Below are 18,508 nucleotides of genomic sequence, written 5' to 3' on the forward strand. Positions count from 1 at the left end.
GCGTTGGTGCTATCGATCTAGCATAAGGCCTGATTCACCGGGAGAGGCGCGGGCATTCGCCCCGGCAACATGGTGTCATGTTTGCCGGCTTCGGCATGTCGAATGCTGAAACAGCGCGACCGTCCAGTCACGGCGATTCAATTCCTATCGGCATTCTCTCGGGCGCGTTTCATGTGGATCGTCAACGTTGCGCTTAAGCGGCCATACACGTTTATCGTGATGGCCATCCTGATCCTGCTGGCGACGCCCTATGTGCTGTTGACCACGCCGGTCGACGTGTTGCCGGAAATCAATATTCCGGTGGTCAGCATCATCTGGAGTTACACGGGCTTGTCGGCCGAAGACATGGCCAACCGTATCACGTCGGTCAACGAGCGCAGTCTGACCACCACGGTCAACGACATCGAGCACATCGAATCGCAGTCGCTTGCCGGCATCACCATTCTCAAGGTGTTCCTGCAGCCGAACGCGAACATCCAGACCGCGATCGCCCAGACGGTGGCCGTCGAACAGGCGCAGCTCAAACAGATGCCACCTGGCGCCACGCCGCCGCTGGTGATCAGCTACTCGGCCTCCAGTATTCCCGTGATCCAGCTCGGCTTGTCGAGTCCGAAGCTCTCCGAGCAGGCGCTCAACGACACTGCACTGAACTTCCTGCGCCCGCAACTGGTGACGATTCCGGGCGCCGCCGTGCCGTATCCGTACGGCGGCAAATCGCGTCTGATCTCTGTCGACCTCAACACGCGCGCATTGCTCGCAAAGGGCCTGACGCCGTCCGATGTGGTCAACGCGTTCAATGCGCAAAACCTGATTCTGCCGACCGGCACGGCCAAGATCGGGCCGAAGGAATACACGATCAATATGAACGGCTCGCCCGCCACGGTGGAAGGGCTGAACGACATTCCGGTGCGCACGCTCAATGGCGCAACGACGTATCTGCGTGAAGTCGCTCACGTGCGCGACGGCTTCTCGCCGCAAACCAATATCGTGCGGCAGGACGGACATCGCGGCGTGCTGATGTCGGTGCTGAAGAACGGCAGCGCGTCGACACTGTCGATCGTCAATACGCTGCAAGGCCTGCTGCCGGCCGCGCGCGCCGCATTGCCGCCGGACCTGCACATCACGGCGCTGTTCGACCAGTCGGTGTTCGTGAAAGCGGCGGTGCAAGGTGTAGTGCGTGAGGCGCTGGTTGCCGCCGCGTTGACCGCCGCGATGATTCTGCTGTTTCTCGGCAATTGGCGCAGCACCTGCATCATCGCGATTTCGATTCCGCTGTCGATCCTGTCCTCGTTGCTCGCACTGCACGCGCTCGGGCAGACCATCAACATCATGACGCTGGGCGGTCTCGCGCTGGCGGTCGGGATTCTGGTCGACGACGCGACGGTGACGATCGAGAACATCGAGCGGCATCTGCATATGGGCACGAATCTGCACGATGCGATTCTCGACGGCGCCGGCGAAATCGCGATTCCGGCACTCGTGTCGACGCTGTGTATCTGTATCGTGTTCGTGCCGATGTTCTTCCTGACTGGCGTCGCGCGTTACCTGTTCGTGCCGCTCGCCGAAGCGGTGGTGTTCGCGATGCTCGCCTCGTACGTCCTGTCGCGCACGCTGGTGCCGACCATGGCGATGCTGCTGATGGGCCATGCGCACAAGCCCAGGGCCGGTGCCAAACCGAATCTGTTCATGCGGCTCTATCACCGTTTCGACGCCGGTTTCGAGCGCATGCGCGGCGCGTACATCGTGATTCTCAGTAGCGTGCTGGTGCGCCGGGGCCGCTTCGGCGGTCTGTTCCTCGGTTTCTGCATTGTGTCGATGGGGCTGGTTTTCGTGCTCGGCGAAGACTTTTTCCCGAGTGTGGACGCAGGCGACATTCGCCTGCATATGCGTGCGCCAACCGGCACCCGCATCGAGGAAACCGCGCGCCTCGCGGATGAAGTCGAGAAAGTGATCCGCGAGGTCGTACCGCCTAAAGATCTCGGCACGATTCTCGACAATCTCGGCTTGCCGTATAGCGGTATCAATCTCTCGTATAGCAACGCGGGCACGATCGGCACGCTCGACGGTGAAATTCAGGTGGCCCTGAACGAAGACCACAAGCCGACGCAAACCTACTTGGACAAACTGCGCGCGGTCTTGCCGCAGCGCTTTCCGGGTGTCGAATTCTTCTTTCAACCGGCCGACATCGTCACGCAGATTCTCAACTTCGGCTTGCCCGCCGCCGTGGATGTGCAGATTTCCGGTGCGGATCAGGAGGGCAATTTCGACGTTGCACGCAAGCTGCTAAAACAGGTGCGGATGATTCCTGGCACCGTCGACACTCACATCCAGCAGAAACTGGACGAGCCGGCCATCAATCTTCAGATGGACCGCACGCGCCTGCAGCAACTCAACCTGAGCGCGAGCAATGTGGCGCAAAATGTGCTCATTTCCTTGTCGGGCAGTTCGCAGACCTCGCCGGGTTTCTGGTTCAACAACAAGAACGGCGTCGAATACAACGTCGCGGTGCAAACGCCGCAGTATCAGATTTCATCGATCGATGAGTTGTTGCGCACGCCGGTCTCGGGCTCGGCCAACGGACCCACGCAACTGTTGGGCAACCTGGTGCGGGTCTCGCCGCAGAATCAGTTCGCGGAAGTCACGCACTACAACATCAGACCCGTGATCGACCTCTACGTGAGCGTCGAGAAGCGCGACCTGGGGAGCGTCGCGAATCAGGTCGACAAGCTGGTGAATGACGCGCGGGCGTCGCTGCCGCGCGGCAGCCAGATCACCTTGCGCGGCCAGGTGCAGACCATGCGCAGTTCATTCTTCGGTCTGGGTCTTGGCGTGGCAATGGCGATCGTGCTGGTGTATCTGCTGATCGTGGTGAATTTCCAGTCGTGGGTGGATCCGCTGATCATCATCAGCGCCTTGCCCGCGGCGCTGGCGGGCATCGTATGGATGCTGTTTCTGACCGGCACGCATTTGAGCGTGCCCGCATTGACCGGCGCGATCATGACGATGGGCGTCGCCACCGCCAACAGTATTTTGATGGTGTCGTTCGCGCGCCAGCGGCTCACCGCCGGTGCGCCGCCGCTCACCGCCGCGCTCGAAGCCGGTGCAAGCCGGATCAGGCCGGTGCTGATGACCGCGTTCGCGATGATCATCGGCATGATTCCGATGGCGCTGGGTCTCGGTGAGGGTGCCGAGCAGAATGCGCCACTCGGCCGCGCGGTGATCGGCGGATTGCTGTTCGCCACCGTGTCCACGCTGTTTTTCGTGCCGCTGGTGTTCGCGGGCATTCATACGCGTCTCGCGCGGCGCCGCCGCGACGATGACGACACAGATACCACGGGTAACCATGGCGACGGTGGGCATGGCCATGACGGCCCCGCACCGGACCACGGCGGTGAAGGCAAGCCCGCGTAACGTTAATTGACGGCTGACTGAGATGGCTGACTGAGATGACCGAAAAAACTCATGCATCGCTGGCGATTCCCTCGCGAGAAACCGATGGCGGCCATGCCCTGCCGCCACGCAATCGCGAATGGAAGCGCGCCAAAATCGCTGTCTGGATCGTCCTGGCGCTGCTCGCCGTGGGCGCGTTGCGCACGGTGATCGCGGATGTTCTGCAAAACCGCTCGGTTGCTGAAACGACCCGGCAGAACGCCGCGCAGTACGTGAACGTGGTGAGCCCGACGCAAACTGAAGGCGGCGGTGACACCTTGTTGCCGGGCACGTTGCGCGGCAATGTCGAATCGCCGATTTACGCGCGCTCGACCGGTTATCTGCTGCACTGGTACGCCGATATCGGCGCGCGTGTGAAGCAGGGGCAACTGCTCGCCGATCTGGACACGCCGGAAATCGATCAGGAGCTCGCGCAGGCGTTGGCACAACGCCAGCAAACCAGTTCGAGTCTCGGCCTCGCCAAAAGCTCGCTGGATCGCTGGCAGCAATTGCGTCAGCGCGATGCGGTCTCGCAGCAGGAACTCGACGAACGGCAGAGCACCTACACGCAGGGCATCGCCAACCTCGCGGCTGCCGATGCCAACGTGAAACGCCTGCAGCAACTCGAATCGTTCAAGCGTATCGTCGCGCCGTTTTCAGGCGTGGTCACGCAGCGCAATGTCGATGTCGGCGACCTGATCGACGCGGGCAGTGGCACGAGCCGCGCGCTGTTCGCACTGGCGCAGTCGGACCCGTTGCGGGTCTACGTGCAACTGCCGCAGGCTTACGCGCAAAACGTGTCGGTCGGACAGAAGGTCGTGGTCGCGCAAGCCGAATTGCCGGGTCAGCAGTTCCACGGCACGATCACCCACATCTCCGGTGCGATCGACGTGCCGACCCGTTCGCTGCAAATCGAAGTGACCTTGCCGAATCCCGACGACAAGCTGCGGCCCGGCGCGTATGTGCAAGTGACCGTGCCGGCGGTCGCCCATGCGCAATTGATGGTGCCGGGCAATGCATTGCTGTTTCGCGCCGAGGGTCCGCGCGTCGCCGTGGTCGATGCGAACGGCAATGTGGCGTTGCGCAAGATCGTGATCGCGCAGGACCTGGGGCAGTCGCTCGAAATCGAAAGCGGGATTGAGGCGGACGACAAGATCATCATCAACCCGAGCGATTCGATCGCGGACGGCGATCACGTGCAGATCACACAGCCGCAGAAAAACGGCAAGGGGGCGTCGTGATCTCGACGCAGCCGGACGCTTATCGGGCAGTAACGGCACGGACGGCGAGCACGGCATTAAGGACGCTTGCGGCCGCCGCGAGTGCGGCCTTGCTGGCCGCGTGCACGGTCGGCCCGGATTATCAGCGTCCGCAAGCCGAGGTGCCGCCGACCTGGCAAACCGATTCGTACTGGCGCGTCGCGGTGCCTTCGCATGCGCCGATCTCGCCGGACTGGTGGGGCGCATTCGGCGATCCGACGCTCGCCACGCTGGAAACCCAGGCGCTCGCGCAGAATCAGACGCTGGTCGCGGCGAGCGCGCATTATGCGCAGGCCAAGGCCACGGTCGCGAATACGCGCGCGCAGCAGATTCCCGAGGTCGATGCGACGGCGACGGGATCGCGCTTCCGAATCTCTAAAGACCGCCCGCTCACGAATTACGGCACGCCGACCACTTCGACCGTACAGAACAACGTGCAACTGGGTCCGACGATCAACTACGACACCGATCTATTCGGCCGGATACGTCGTCAGGTGGAAGGGGCCGCGGCCTCCGCGCAGCAATCGGCCGACGACCTGGCCAACGCGCGGCTCGTCCTCACCACCGATCTCGCCACCGACTATTTCTCGCTGCGTGAACTCGACGCCGAGATCGACGTGCTGAATCAATCGGTGAAATTGCAGCAAAAGGCGCTCGATTACGTTACGAGCGAGCATGATCTCGGCTCGGTGTCCGGGCTCGACGTCTTGCAGCAGAAGTCGCTGCTCGATTCGACACGTGTGCAGGCGCAACTTCTGTTGAATCAGCGCGCGCAGTTTGAACATGCGATTGCCGCGCTGGTCGGCGTGCCCGCGCCGCAGTTCGCGATCGAACCCAAAGTCGTCGACGTGGGTGTACCGGCGATTCCGCTTGGCTTGCCGAGCGACGTATTGCAACGCCGTCCGGATATCGCCTCGGCGGAGCGCGCGATGGCCGCGGCGAACGCGCAGATCGGTGTCGCCAAAGCGGCATTCTTTCCGAGCCTGACGCTGACGCCGGGCATCGGCTGGGAAAGCACGCAGTTCGCAAGCCTGCTGAGTGCGCCTACGCTGATGTGGACGCTTGGCGCGACGGTCGGCCAGGTGCTGTTCGACGGCGGCCGCCGTGCGGCGAACGTGAAATTCGCGAGCGAAGGCTACAAGGCGAACGAGGCGAATTACCGGCAAACTGTGCTGACCGCGTTCCAGCAGGTGCAGGACGGCATCACCGGCCTGTCGGTGCTGGATGGCGCGGCGAAGCAGTCGCACGAGGCGGTGACCGATGCGCAGCATCTGCTGTCGCTTGCCAACGACCGGTATTCAGGCGGCCTGGTTGCGTATCTCGACGTCATCACGGCGCAGCAGTCGCTGCTGACCAGCGAGCGTCAGGACGTGCAGATCCACGGCCAGCAGATGACGCTGTCGGTTTCGCTGGTGAAGGCGCTGGGCGGCGGCTGGGATGACGGCACGGACGTATCGGGCGCGCAGACGCCTGGCAGCGCAGCGAACTCAGCGGACACGAAGGAGGCGATGGCTCCCGCGAAGTGAGCCGCCCGACAATGACACGGCCAGACAGGAAAGTGGAAAGCGAGGCGTTTCGTATAATGCAGGGACAAGGGGACGCGCATGAAATTGCTGATCGTTGAAGACGAGCATAAGGTGGTGGACTACCTGCGCTCCGGTTTGACAGAGCAGGGCTGGGTTGTCGACGTCGCGCTCGACGGCGAGGAAGGCATGCATCTGGCCACCGAATTCGACTATGACGTGATCGTCCTCGACGTCATGCTGCCCAAACGCGACGGCTTTAGCGTGCTGAAGGCACTGCGTATGCGCAAGTCGACACCGGTGATCATGCTGACCGCCCGCGACCACGTGAACGACCGCGTGCGCGGTCTGCGCGAAGGCGCCGACGACTACCTCACCAAACCCTTTTCCTTTCTCGAACTGGTCGAGCGGCTGCACGCACTGGCGCGCCGCACGCGTTCGCAGGAGTCGACGCTGATTTCCGTGGGCGATCTATTCGTCGATCTGATCGGCCGGCGTGCCACCCGCGACGGCGTACGTCTCGATCTGACCGCAAAGGAATTCCAGTTGCTGAGCGTGCTGGCGCGCCGGCAGGGCGACATTCTCTCGAAGACTGCCATTACCGAACTCGTGTGGGACGTCAACTTCGACAGCCATACGAACGTGGTCGAAACCGCGATCAAACGTCTGCGCGCGAAACTCGACGGCCCGTTTCCCTCGAAACTGCTGCACACCGTGCGCGGCATGGGCTACGTGCTCGAAGTCCGTGAGGAGGCGGAACAATCATGAACCGTTCTATCGCGCGCCGTCTTGCGTTGATGTTCGCGCTTGTGGCGCTGTTCGTGTTCACGCTGGTCGGCACCGGGCTGTTTCTGGTGCTGCGCACGCAACTCGAACACCATTTGCGCGAATCGCTCGACGATCGTACCGAGATCGCGCGCATCATCGTCTATCACGCGGTGACGCCGGAAAAGTGGCGCATGGCGCGCGAGAAGCTCACGGACATGACACCGCGCGACGGCAGCACCATGTACTCAGTGTTGAGCGCCGATCCGTATTTCCACTATGGCAATCCTGTCGAGGGGCCCGTGGTATCGAGCTGGGCGGGTGGCTACGCAACCGTTTCGCCGGGCGGCGGCGGCGCGGACATGCTAACTATCACGGTGACGATACCGGCCAATGGCGCCCGGCCACCCGTGCAATTGCAGGTCGCCGCCAGCTGTTCGCCAAACCTCCGCACGATGCGCGTGTTCGGTTCAGCGCTCGCCGCGCTGTCCGCCTTGGGTAGTCTCGCCGTGCTGCTGCTGAGTTATTCGGTCACGCGGCTCGGGCTTGCGCCGTTGACCCGCCTCACGAGAGATGCATCCGCGGTGAGCCCGAATAACCGCTCACAGCGGCTGAACACGGCCTCGCTGCCACTCGAATTGAACGATCTGGCCAACTCGTTCAACGGTGCGCTCGAACGTCTGGACGGTGCATACGGCCGCCTCGAGTCGTTCAACGCCGACGTCGCTCATGAACTGCGTACGCCGGTGACGATCCTGATCGGCCAGACCGAAGTGGCGTTGACGCGCAACCGCTCGGTCGACGACCTGCGCCATACGCTGCAATCGAATCTCGAGGAGTTCGAACGCATGCGCGCGATCATCAACGATATGCTGTTCCTCGCTCGCGCCGACCAGGGCGAACGCGCGACGGGCCTCGTTGAGGTGTCGCTGGCCGCGGAAGTCGCGCATACGCTGGAATTTCTTGAAATTCCGCTGGAAGAAGCGCGCGTACATGCGCAGTTACGCGGCGATGCAGTGACGCGTGTCAACCGCTCGCTGTTCGGCCGCGCCTGCACGAATCTGTTGATGAACGCGATCCAGCACTGTGCGCCGGGCGCGGGGATTACGGTGACGATCTCAAATGTAGCGGATCAGTTGCGCGTAGCGGTGGCCAACCCGGGCGAGCCGATCGAGCCTGCCGTGCTCGAACACCTGTTCGACCGGTTCTATCGCGCGGAAGTGTCCCGCACCAATAGCCGCGAAAACCATGGGCTGGGTCTTGCGATCGTGAAGGCGATTGCCGAGATGCATCGCGGCACGGTGTCGGCGGAAAGCGCGAACGGGGTCAACACGTTTGTGTTTTCGATTGCGGCGTCGAGTGTGGAAACCAGCTTGCCGGCGGCGCGCACGAATGCCGGTGTGCCGGTGGAAGCGGCGGGTTAATCGTCGCTGGCAAAAGGCAAGTCGGCCTGAACCGGCAGACGCTGCTTCGCCGGTAGCGCGTTGGCCGGCGTCAATGCGCTCACGCGCACGCCCAGCAGCCGCAGCTTGCGATTCAATTCCACCCGTCTCAGACATTCGGTTGCGGCGCGCCGTATTTCGGTGGCGTCGGCGGTCGGTTCGTCGAGCGTCAGGTCGCGCGTGACCGTGCGGAAATCGTCGTAGCGCAGCTTGATGCCGACGGTGCGGCCCACATAGCCTTTGCGGACCAGATCTTCCGCGACCCGCACGCATAAGCCGGTGAACGAACTCGACAGGGCCGGGCGGTCATGACGCGGATGCAGATCGCGTTCGAAGGTCGTTTCACGGCTCATCGACTTGGGTTCCGATTCGACCACGACCGGCCGCTCGTCGTAGCCTTGCGCGACTTGCATGAGCCACGCCGAATAGCTGCGCCCGAAGTGGTCCTGCAACAGACCCGCGTCCGCCGCCGCGAGATCGCCGACGGTGACGAGACCGAGTGCGGTGAGTTTTTCCGCGGCCTTCGGGCCGATCCCGTTGACCTTGCGCACCGGCAACGGCCACACGCGCAACGGCACGTCCGCAGGTGTCAGGATCGTGAGGCCGTCGGGTTTGTCGAGTTCGGAGCCGATTTTGGCCAGCAGCTTGTTCGGCGCCACGCAAATGGAGCAGGTAAGGCCGGTTGCCTGATTGACGGCCTGCTTGATGCGCGCGGCGATCTCGACTGGCTCGCCCGGCAACTCGGTGAGGTCGATATAAATTTCGTCGATGCCGCGGTCTTCGATCCGGTCCGTGAACGTGGCAACCGCTGTTTTGAACAGGCGCGAGTAGTGGCGATACGATTCGAAATCCGTGGGCAGCAGAATCGCGTCCGGCGCCAGTAGGGCCGCTTTCATCATGCCCATTGCCGAGAACACACCGAGCGCGCGGGCTTCGTAGGTGGAGGTGGTCACCACGCCGCGGCCTGTGTAATCGCGCAGCTTCGCAAAGCGGAGGCTGCCGTCTTCAAGCGTTTGCGGTACGCCATTGCGGCCGCCGCCGATGACCACCGCCTTGCCGCGCAGTTCCGGATAGCGCAGGAGTTCAACGGACGCGTAGAACGCGTCCATGTCCAGGTGCGCGATGCGGCGGCTTATAGAACTCATGGGTGGCGGAAACGGGTGACAGTGCGGGCAGCGGCAGGCATGACATTCGATGCGCGCGGCCCGTGGTCCTGTCGTATGGCTTGCTGCGTCGGATGTCAGGGCGTGCGAGCCATGTTGCGCTGCACGCCGGACGCTAAACCGTAATAGTACCTTGCTCCGCCGGGGCAAGGTACCGCGCCTGAGGGCTCGAACAGGCGCAACTCGTCACGAGCGGTCACGCTCATCCGGGCGCTGGAATGGCGCCCGGATCATACGTGCCGGATGTCACCCGCAAGCCGGCTTGGCTTTCTTGCACGCGTCGGCAAGCTGGGGCGGCGGGTCCTTCTTGAACACCGTCTTATAAGACTCGAGCACGTTCGCCTGAACCACCGGCAGAGACTGCACGCCGATCCACGCCGGCGGCGTCTGGCCGATCAGCGCCTTCATCATCGCCATGGCCTCGGCTACGCCTTGATCATACGGGCGCTGCGAGCCGGTTGCCTTGAGCGGTCCGCCTTTGGCAATCTCGATCGCGGACTGAAGGCCCAGATCGACCGTCGTGACGGGAATATTCACACCTTGCGCGCGCATCGACGTCAGCGTGTCAAGCGCTGGTTGATCCCAGACGGCGAACAAGCCCTTGACGTCCGGATTGCCCGTGAGGAAATCGCCCGCGATTTGTCCGACTTTCGACGGATCCGTAAAGGCGACCTGTTTGACCTTGATGTCCGGACGATTTTTCTTGATCCAGTCGTTGACGGCCTTGGTGCGTTCCGTCGTGCTGAAGTAATCCACGCCGAAATTCACCAGCCCGATCGTGGCGCCGTGCGGGACGCACGAGGCGAGCACTTTCGCCGCGATCTGGCCGTTGCCTTCGCTGTCTGCGGAAATCATCGACGCGTATTGCTCAGGATGCCTGAGGCCGGTCGGCACGTTGTCCATGAACACGAGTTTGATCCCGGCTTCGGACACTTTCTTGTAGGTGGCGGCCGTTGCCGTGCCGTCGACCGGAATGGAGATGATGCCGTCCGGATGGCGCTGGATGGTGTTCTCGATATCCGCGATCTGCTTGTCGACCTGGTATTCCGCCGACGCCGTGCCGATCACTTCCACGCCGTATTTCTTGAGCGTATCCGTGATGCCTTGCACCTGCAATTGCGACCAGTCGAGATTCATGGTCTGCATCGAAATGCCGACCTTGAATTTGCCGGCTTTGATTTTGGCGATGTCGGCGTCGCTTAGTTTCACGGCATCCACTGAGGCTGCTTTTTCGCCGTTCGGCCCTTGCCCGACAATCGTCTTCGGTCCGATCGAACCGGCCGGCAGGCTGGTCACGCATTGCGCGAAGGCGCCTGAAGAAGTCAGCGCCACGACGGCGGCTGCCGCCGCGATGAGGCTGGGTAGAACGCTTCCTGAGCCACGACGATGTTTCATGATTCTTCTCCGTTGGTCTTCATGTTTGTGTTACGTCTCCTGCCATTCACGAACAACGCGGGCACGTGAGTTCACGCGTGATTGACGTGCCCCTCGTGACTTCCTGGGTTGCTTCCTGCTCATTTTCTGGTGAAGGCCACAGCCGCGACGATGATCGCCCCCTTGATAACCAGTTGCAGCGACGAACTGACGCCGAGCAGGACCAGCCCGTTATTGAGCGTGCCGATGATGAGACTGCCGAGCAGCGTGCCGAGCACAAAGCCGCGGCCACCGAACAGACTGCAGCCGCCGAGCGTCACGGAAGCGATCACATCGAGCTCGAGTCCTTGCACGACATCGGGCCGTGCCGCATGCGAGCGCGCGGAGAGCACGAGCGCCGCGATCCCGGCCAGCGCGCCGGTGAGAATGAAGGCGAGCGTGGTCACGCGTCTCGTGTTGATGCCGGAGTAGAGTGCCGCCGTTGGATTTCCGCCGGCCGCGTAGATCTGCCGGCCGAACACGCTGTAATGAAGCAGCAGAATGCCGGCGATCACGGCCAGCAGCGTCCAGACGATCGGCACCGGCACGCCGAAAATGTCGCCCTCGCCGAAGATCGCGATGAACGAGTCGTTGGTGATAATCACGGGTCTCGTCGTCGTCACCATCAGGGCGAGCCCGCGCGCGGCACTCAAGGTGCCGAGCGTCACCAGGAACGAGGGAATGTTTAGCCGCGTAGTCACGACCCCGTTGATCGCGCCGACGATTGCACCGGTACCGATGCCGGCAATCGCGCCGATGATCCAGTTGTCACCCACATACGCCATGGCGAGCGCTGCGGACATGCCCGACAGCGCAAGCGTGGATCCCACCGACAGATCGATCTGCCGCGCAATGATTACAAAGGTCATGCCGATTGCGACGATCGATACGAGTGCGGTTTGCCGGCCGATATTCAGGAAGTTGTCGATGGACAGAAACCAGGGCGACGCGAAGCTGAAAACCACCAGCAGGATCGCGAACGCGCCGTACAGCGCATAGGGGCGGTCGCCTTGCAGCAGGAGTTGTGCGATGCGCCGCATACGGCTTTTCTGCGGTGGCGATGCCTGCCGTTCGGCCGCCAGCGGCGAGACAGAATCGTTCATAGTGCGTGCTCGGGGGACTCGATGGAAGAACGGGACAGTTGGATCAGGTGATGAAGCGCTTCGGCGTTGGCGAGTTCGGCGCGCTCGACGGTCTTGACGATCGAGCCGTCCGCGACGATCGAAATCTGGCCGCACAGGCGCAACAATTCATCAAGGTCCGACGACACGACGAGCACGCCGGTGCCCGCGCGTGCGGCGTCATGAATCACGCCGTAGATCTCCTCGCGTGCGCCGACGTCGACGCCGACAGTTGGTTCGTCGAGGAGAAGGACCTTGGGGCGCGGGTGGTTCCACTTCGCAAAGACCACTTTTTGCTGGTTGCCGCCGGACAGGAACCTGACCGCGGTCGACGAGTTGGGTGCCTTGACGGACAGTTCTTTCATCGAGCGCTTCGCCTGATGGATGGCCGCCTGGCTGCGCAGCCATCCCCATCGGGAAAATAGCGGCAACCGCGGCAGGGTCAGGTTCCGCTCGATCGAATGATCGAGAACGAGCCCTTCAAGATGACGATCTTCGGGAACCAGCGCCACGCCGAGCTGGATGGCTTCGGCTGGCGTGATACGCGAACGGCTTTGACCGTCGATCACGAGGGTGCCCGCTTCGATCCTGCGAATGCCAAAGATGGTTTGCAGTACTTCCGTGCGCCCGCTGCCGATCAATCCCGCGAGCCCGTGGATCTCGCCAGGGCGAATCGTGAGGTCGATGTGGTGCAGCCGGTCATTGCTAACGTTGGACAACGCGAGAATGGGTGCAGCGGTGGCATTCGATGTGGCCAATGTTTGCTGCCCGATAGCGGATTCGTCACCCGCCACGCCGGCAGCCGTCCTCTCTCTCGCCTGCAACGCGGCATGACCGGGGCCGACGATCGCCGCGACCAGTTGCTTCATATCGGTCTGCGCCGTCTGGAACACGCCGGCATTGGCCCCGTCGCGAAACACGGTGACACGCTGCGAAATCCGGAACACCTCGTTCAGCCGATGCGTCACGTAGATCACGCCGACGCCGCGATTCGTGACCGCGCGAATCGCGTCGAACAGGATCTGCTCTTCGCCGCCCGTCAGCGCGGAAGTGGGTTCGTCGAGGATCAGCACGCGCACATCGCCCATCAGCGCCTTGCAGATTTCGGTCATTTGCCGGTACGCGAACGGCAACGCGCCAACCGGTGTACGCGGATCGAGCGGGATGCCGTGCGAACGGAGGAAGTCGCTGACGGTCGCCATCAGTTGCCGGTTCTTCACGAAACCGAGGCGTGTGCGGGGCTCGCGCCCCAGCATCAGATTCGCGCCGACCGACAGCGATTCGACCAGGCTCAGATCCTGGTAGACCACGGCGATACCCGCCTCACGCGAGCGCGCCGGCGAGTCGAATGCCACTTTCTGGCCGGCGATTTCGATGACGCCGTCGTCGTAGGTATGAACGCCGCTGAGAATCTTGATCAACGTGGATTTGCCCGCGCCGTTTTCGCCGAGCAAGGCGTGAACTTCGCCGGGCAACACGTCGAGGCTAACGCCGCGCAGCGCCTGCACGCCACCAAATCGCTTGGTGACGCCCGCAACACGGATCAATGGAACCTGAGGCGATGGCGCGACCGCAACCGGCTCACTCATCTGGCATGTCTCCTTCGTCGATACGACGAAATTCTTCTCTTTGTATGGCGCTGACGGCCGACACCGTCTTGTGATCTTCGCATCATGAATATGGTGCGTCAATAACATTACGGGCCGTGGCAGGGCTTAAGTGCTCACTTATGTAACGATTGAATCGCAAGGCTTGTTATGATTCTATCAATCGATGTAGCATAAGTGCGAATAACTTGCCGGCGGATGTTGTGCGCCGCATCAAATTTCCGGATGTCTTATGCCTGAAGCCCCTGTGCTGTCTTCGTCGGTCGTCGCGTTGCGCGGCGGCCCGCTCGTCCATCCGGTTCGCAATCCGGGCATGCCGTTCGACGCCTCCTGGCTGGACGGCTTGCGCGTCAACCAGTCCGCGGTCGAACGGCGGACGGCCACCCTTGGAACGCGCCGCAGCGTCAAGAAAGATGCGCAGGCGGCCTGGTTGTTGAAGGCCGTCACCTGCATCGACCTCACCACGCTCAATGGCGACGACACCGAAGGGCGCGTGCGCCGGCTCTGTGCGAAGGCGCGTCAACCCGTGCGGGCCGATCTGCTGGAAGCGCTCGGCATCGCGCCGCGCGGCATCACGACGGGCGCGGTCTGCGTGTATCACCGCTTCGTTGCGGCGGCGGTGGATGCGCTGCAGGGCAGCGGCATTCCGGTTGCCGCGGTATCGACAGGATTTCCCGCCGGACTGATTCCGCATCCGCTGAAGCTGAAGGAGATCGAGGCCTCGGTCGCGGACGGTGCGCAGGAAATCGATATTGTCGTGACGCGTGAATATGTGCTGACCGGCAACTGGCAGGCGCTCTACGACGAAGTGCGCGACTTCCGCGCAGCCTGCGGCCCGGCGCACCTGAAGACGATTCTGGCGACTGGCGACATCCGCACGCTCTCCAACGTGGCGCGCGCCTCGATGGTCTGCATGATGGCCGGCGCCGACTTCATCAAGACCTCGACCGGCAAGGAAGGCGTCAACGCCACGCTGGATGTCTCGCTGGTGATGGTGCGCATGATCCGCGAGTACCAGGAGCGCACCGGCGTGCCGATCGGTTTCAAGCCAGCGGGCGGCGTGTCGAGCGCGAAGTCCGTCCTGTCCTATCAGATCCTCATGAAGGAGGAGCTCGGCCGCCCGTGGCTCGAGCCGGAGCTGTTCCGTATCGGCGCATCGAGCCTGCTGGCCGATATCGAACGCCAGCTCGAACATCACGTGAGCGGTCGTTACTCCGCCTTCAACCGTCACCCCGTAGCCTGAATAGAAGACCGATCCCATGAGCGTAGCCGAGTATTTTTCATCGATGGAGTACGGTCCCGCACCCGAGGACGATCAACCCGCGCGCGCGTGGCTCGCGCAGCACGAGGCGGGCCTCGGGCATTTCATCGGCGGTGCGTGGCATGCGCCGGCCGCCGGTGAGCGCTTTGTCTCACACGCACCCGCCACGGGTGAACGGCTCGCCGAAATCGCCCAGGGCGATGCGGCCGATGTCGACGTGGCGGTGGCCGCCGCGCGCGCCGCGCAGCCGGGCTGGCTCGCACTCGGCGGCGCCGGCCGGGCGCGGCATCTATATGCGCTCGCACGCATGGTGCAGCGTCATAGCCGCCTCTTTGCCGTACTCGAAGCGCTCGACAACGGCAAGCCGATTCGCGAAACGCGCGATATCGACGTGCCGCTCGTCGCGCGGCATTTCCTGCATCACGCAGGTTGGGCACAGTTGCAGGAAAGCGAATTCGCCGATTACGTGCCACTCGGTGTCGTCGGGCAGATCGTGCCGTGGAATTTTCCGCTGCTGATGCTCGCGTGGAAGATCGCACCGGCGATTGCGATGGGTAACTGTGTCGTGTTGAAGCCGGCCGAGTACACGCCGCTCACCGCGCTGCTGTTTGCCGAACTCGCCCATCGGGCCGGCTTGCCGGCCGGTGTACTGAATGTTGTGACGGGCGACGGCCGCACCGGTGCTGCGCTCGTCGAGCATCCGCAAGTGGACAAGATCGCGTTCACGGGTTCGACTGAAGTCGGGCGCCTGATCCGCGCGGCCACGGCCGGCACGGGCAAATCGCTGACGCTTGAACTCGGTGGCAAGTCGCCCTTCATCGTGTTCGACGACGCGGATCTCGACGGCGCGGTCGAAGGCGTCGTCGACGCGATCTGGTTCAACCAGGGGCAGGTCTGCTGCGCGGGCTCGCGCCTGCTCGTGCAGGAGGGGATCGAAGCGCGCTTCATCGCGAAGCTGAAGCGTCGCATGGAAACGCTGCGCGTTGGCACGTCGCTCGATAAGAGTATCGATATCGGCGCGATCGTCGATCCGGTGCAGCTCGAACGCATCCAGTCGCTGGTGGAAACCGGACGGCGCGAAGGCTGTGCAGTGTGGCAATCGCCCGATACGGCGATGCCTGCCGGCGGCTGTTTCTATCCGCCGACGCTCGTCACCGGCGTGGCGCCGGCTTCCATTCTGGCGCAGGAAGAAATCTTCGGGCCCGTGCTGGTCACGATGAGCTTTCGTACGCCTGATGAAGCGATTGCGCTCGCCAACAATTCGCGCTACGGACTTGCGGCGAGCGTGTGGAGCGAAACCATCGGCCGTGCGCTGGATGTCGCGCCGCGGCTTGCCTGCGGCGTCGTGTGGATCAACGCGACCAATCTCTTCGATGCGGCGGTCGGCTTCGGCGGCTACCGCGAGTCGGGTTATGGCCGTGAGGGCGGTCGTGAGGGCATCTACGAATATCTGAAACCGCGCGCCTGGCTCAATCTTGCTGTCCGCCAGGCCGTGCGACCCGGACAGAAAGCCGGCGCAGGCGAGCGCGATCCGTTGTCGAATGTCGCGTTGATCGATCGCACCGCGAAGCTCTTTATCGGCGGCAAGCAGGTGCGTCCGGACAGTGGCTATTCGTTGCCGGTTCACGCACCGGATGGCTCGCTGGTCGGTGAAGTGGGCGAGGGGAATCGTAAGGACGTTCGCAACGCGGTCGAAGCGGCGCGCGCGGCGCAGAAATGGTCGCAGGCGAGTACTCACAACCGCGCCCAGGTGCTGTTCTATCTCGCGGAGAATCTGGCCGTTCGTGCGGATGAGTTCGCGCGGCAACTTGTGACGAGAAACGGTGCGACGGAAGCGGCGGCGCATGCGGAAGTCGAGGCGGCGGTAGCACGTCTGTTCACTTACGCGGCATGGGCCGACAAGTTCGACGGCGCCGTGCATACGCCGCCGCTGCGCGGCGTCGCGCTGGCGATGCATGAGCCGCTCGGCGTGATCGGCATTGCCTGTCCGGATGAAGCGCCCTTGCTGGGCTTCGTCTCGCTGGCGGCGCCCGCGCTGGCCATGGGCAATCGCGTGGTGGTGTTGCCGAGCACGGCATGTCCACTCACGGTGACGGACTTTTATCAGGTGGCCGAGACGTCGGATGTACCGGGCGGCGTGCTGAACATCGTCACAGGCGAGCGTAGCGCACTGCTGCCCGCACTCGCCAAACATGACGACGTCGATGCTGTCTGGTGTTTCGGCAATGCGGCGGACTCGACGCTGGTCGAGCGCGAGTCGATCGGTAATCTGAAACGCACCTTCGTCGATCACGGCCGCCAGTTCGACTGGTTCGACCGTTCGAGCGAAGGCCGGCCGTTTCTGCGTCAGGCCGTGCAGGTGAAGAACATCTGGATACCGTACGGAGACTGACCGACAGACCAACCGGGTGTCGGAACGACATGCACGCCAACCAGAAAATGGAGGAGACAACGTGCCGAAGTATCTGGATCTGCAGTTGAATGCCGTAGTGCTGCGCGCGGCGAATGCCTCGCACGGCTGCTTCCTGACTGCACCTCAGGGGGAACACGGATGAGCACGTCTTTGCAACGAAACGGGCGTGTCGTCATTCTCGGCATCTATGTCACGGACCTGACGTTTCGCGCCGCGCGTATGCCGCTGATCGGCGAGACGATTGCCGGCTCGGCGTTCGCGATGGGGCCGGGCGGCAAGGGCTCGAATCAGGCGGTGGCGGCGGCGCGCGCCGGCGCCGAGGTGGTGTTCTGCACCCGCATCGGTAACGATGCGTTCGGCGAGATCGCGCGCGCAACGTGGGCGAGAGAAGGCATCACGGCGCGCGCCTCGGTGATCGAGGGTGTGTCCACAGGGGCGGCGCATATTTTCGTCGACGACATCACGGGCGGGAACGCGATCATCGTCGCCGCCGGCGCGGCCGGCACGATGAATGCGGCCGACGTCGACGCAATCGAAGCCGATATCGCCGCCGCGCGCGTGTTCGTCACGCAGCTCGAGCAGCCGCTCGCTGCCGCGCGCCGCGGCCTTGAGGTAGCGCGCCGGCACGGTGTCATCACCGTGTTCAATCCGGCACCCGCCTTGCCGCTCGACGACGACATCTTCCCGTTGTGCGACTACATCACCCCCAACGAAACCGAAGCCGCCGCGCTCACCGGCGTGCCGATCGCGAATGCCGACGACGCACGCCGTGCTGCCGATGTGCTGCTCGCCAAAGGGGTCGGCGTGGTCATCGTCACGTTGGGGGAGAGCGGTGCGCTGCTGCACTCGGCCACCCAATCGGTGCTCGTGCCGGCCTATCACTGCGGCCGCGTGGTGGAGACCGCCGGTGCCGGCGACGGTTTCACGGGCGGCTTCGCGGCAGCCCTCGCACGCGGCGACGACGCCATGACGGCGCTGCGTTTCGGTTGCGCGCTCGCGGGTATTTCCGTCACGCGTGCGGGCACGGCGCCTTCCATGCCGACGCTCGACGAAGTGAACCGGGTGTTGAACCAGCCGGCCGAGGCCTCCTCGCCGCTATCCTGACCGTTCGC

The 18,508-nt window shown here is 63.3% G+C and carries 12 protein-coding genes; 8 read left to right on the plus strand and 4 right to left on the minus strand.

The genetic code is table 11. The features are described 5' to 3' along the window. The first annotated feature begins 171 nt into the window (after positions 1–171). The 5 genes from PQQ52_RS05345 to PQQ52_RS05365 all read left to right on the plus strand — a co-directional run bounded on the left by PQQ52_RS05345 (position 172) and on the right by PQQ52_RS05365 (position 8,400). Positions 172–3,411, plus strand: coding sequence for an efflux RND transporter permease subunit (locus tag PQQ52_RS05345; protein WP_408207545.1), 3,240 nt, complete (start codon positions 172–174; stop codon positions 3,409–3,411). Positions 3,412–3,446: 35 nt separating this feature from the next. After that, a complete protein-coding gene (locus PQQ52_RS05350; RefSeq protein ID WP_408207547.1) occupies positions 3,447–4,670 on the plus strand; it encodes an efflux RND transporter periplasmic adaptor subunit in 1,224 nt (407 codons plus the stop codon). Between the two features lie 89 nt (positions 4,671–4,759). Further along, complete coding sequence (locus tag PQQ52_RS05355) at positions 4,760–6,214, plus strand: efflux transporter outer membrane subunit (protein ID WP_408207746.1); 1,455 nt, start codon at positions 4,760–4,762, stop codon at positions 6,212–6,214. 78 nt (positions 6,215–6,292) lie between these two features. Further along, entirely contained in the window at positions 6,293–6,979 is a 687-nt protein-coding gene (locus tag PQQ52_RS05360) for a heavy metal response regulator transcription factor (RefSeq protein WP_007176723.1), read from the plus strand. Continuing rightward, positions 6,976–8,400: a heavy metal sensor histidine kinase gene (locus PQQ52_RS05365; protein WP_408207549.1), complete on the plus strand. Its 1,425-nt coding sequence runs from the start codon at positions 6,976–6,978 to the stop codon at positions 8,398–8,400. Before PQQ52_RS05360 ends, PQQ52_RS05365 begins: the two co-directional genes overlap by 4 nt. On the opposite strand, the gene dinB is transcribed toward PQQ52_RS05365, so the two are convergent. The 4 genes from dinB to PQQ52_RS05385 all read right to left on the minus strand — a co-directional run bounded on the left by dinB (position 8,397) and on the right by PQQ52_RS05385 (position 13,704). Beyond that, positions 8,397–9,563, minus strand: a complete 1,167-nt coding sequence (gene dinB / locus PQQ52_RS05370) for a DNA polymerase IV (RefSeq protein WP_408207551.1) — start codon at positions 9,561–9,563, stop codon at positions 8,397–8,399. The two genes, PQQ52_RS05365 and dinB, sit on opposite strands and share 4 nt — an antisense overlap. A 264-nt stretch (positions 9,564–9,827) precedes the next feature. Beyond that, positions 9,828–10,976, minus strand: coding sequence for a substrate-binding domain-containing protein (locus PQQ52_RS05375; protein WP_408207553.1), 1,149 nt, complete (start codon positions 10,974–10,976; stop codon positions 9,828–9,830). Positions 10,977–11,095: 119 nt separating this feature from the next. Beyond that, positions 11,096–12,097: an ABC transporter permease gene (locus PQQ52_RS05380; RefSeq protein ID WP_408207555.1), complete on the minus strand. Its 1,002-nt coding sequence runs from the start codon at positions 12,095–12,097 to the stop codon at positions 11,096–11,098. Then, on the minus strand, positions 12,094–13,704 hold the full coding sequence (locus PQQ52_RS05385) for a sugar ABC transporter ATP-binding protein (RefSeq protein WP_408207557.1): 1,611 nt from the start codon (positions 13,702–13,704) through the stop codon (positions 12,094–12,096). The genes PQQ52_RS05380 and PQQ52_RS05385 overlap by 4 nt, the downstream gene beginning before the upstream one ends. 250 nt (positions 13,705–13,954) lie before the next feature. On the opposite strand from PQQ52_RS05385, the gene deoC reads away from it, so the two are divergent. The 3 genes from deoC to rbsK all read left to right on the plus strand — a co-directional run bounded on the left by deoC (position 13,955) and on the right by rbsK (position 18,500). Beyond that, positions 13,955–14,965: a deoxyribose-phosphate aldolase gene (deoC, locus tag PQQ52_RS05390; RefSeq protein WP_408207559.1), complete on the plus strand. Its 1,011-nt coding sequence runs from the start codon at positions 13,955–13,957 to the stop codon at positions 14,963–14,965. 16 nt (positions 14,966–14,981) lie between these two features. After that, positions 14,982–17,375, plus strand: coding sequence for an aldehyde dehydrogenase family protein (locus PQQ52_RS05395; RefSeq protein WP_408207561.1), 2,394 nt, complete (start codon positions 14,982–14,984; stop codon positions 17,373–17,375). 159 nt (positions 17,376–17,534) lie between these two features. Beyond that, the gene (rbsK, locus tag PQQ52_RS05400; RefSeq protein WP_408207563.1) at positions 17,535–18,500 is read left to right on the plus strand and encodes a ribokinase; all 966 of its coding nucleotides are present in this window, start codon (positions 17,535–17,537) and stop codon (positions 18,498–18,500) included. The last annotated feature ends 8 nt before the right edge of the window (positions 18,501–18,508 follow it).

The sequence above is a fragment of the Paraburkholderia sediminicola genome (assembly GCF_046030555.1).
GTDB classification, from domain to species: domain Bacteria; phylum Pseudomonadota; class Gammaproteobacteria; order Burkholderiales; family Burkholderiaceae; genus Paraburkholderia; species Paraburkholderia sediminicola_E.